This window comes from Peptoniphilus sp. oral taxon 836 str. F0141 (assembly GCF_000179335.1).
GTDB classification, from domain to species: domain Bacteria; phylum Bacillota; class Clostridia; order Tissierellales; family Peptoniphilaceae; genus Peptoniphilus_A; species Peptoniphilus_A lacrimalis.
In genome coordinates this window covers 1-716 of sequence record NZ_AEAA01000103.1, presented here as the reverse complement: position 1 = coordinate 716, position 716 = coordinate 1, and the positions used below count along the sequence as shown (strand labels likewise).

Annotated in this window: 1 protein-coding gene; it reads left to right on the top strand. The window is 30.0% G+C overall.

Translation table 11 applies throughout. From position 1 onward, the window contains the following. Positions 1–32 precede the first annotated feature (32 nt). A partial coding sequence (locus HMPREF9131_RS05520) for an ABC transporter ATP-binding protein (protein ID WP_232202591.1) occupies positions 33–716 on the top strand: 684 nt, incomplete at its 3' end.

Sequence of the window (716 nt, the reverse complement as noted above, 5' to 3'; positions counted from 1 at the left end):
TGATGGGAAATATGGAATTTATGGATGCTTATATGAAAAAAGGTGATGAACTAAATGCGGGTGCAGTTGAGTATGTGCGTGGGATGCCAGTTGTAAAAATTTTCAATGCACCAATAGTTGGCTTCAGAAGTCTTTATGAAAATATTATAGGCTACAGGGATATGGTTTATGCATACTCTATGTCTTGCAGGATTTCCTATGTAAGTTTTCAATGGCTTTTAAATATCTTTATAGTTTTACCGATTTTTTTAGCTGCCTTTAAAGTTGCTGGAGGAGCAGATCCGAGACTTTGGTCTATTAAGGTTTTATTCTTCACTTTATTTATGGGAATATTTTTCTCTAATATGATGAAGATAATGTATGTTTTCATGTATATATATCAAGCAAATTCAGCAGTAGACAATTTAGAAAATTTATTTACTGAAATGGAAGAAAAATCTATAGATTTTGGAAGTTTAAAGGAAATGAAAAATCATTGTATAGAATTTAAAAATGTGGACTTTTCTTATGATAAAAATACTAAAATTTTATCAGATTTTTCTCTTAAACTTGAAGAAAATAAAGTTTATGCCCTTGTCGGAGCATCTGGCTCAGGTAAATCTACCATAGGAAAATTAATATCTGGACTTTATCCAGTTGATAAGGGACAAATATTAATAGGTGGAGAAAAAATTAAGAACTATGATAAAAACTTTCTCATGGATAATATTGGCATA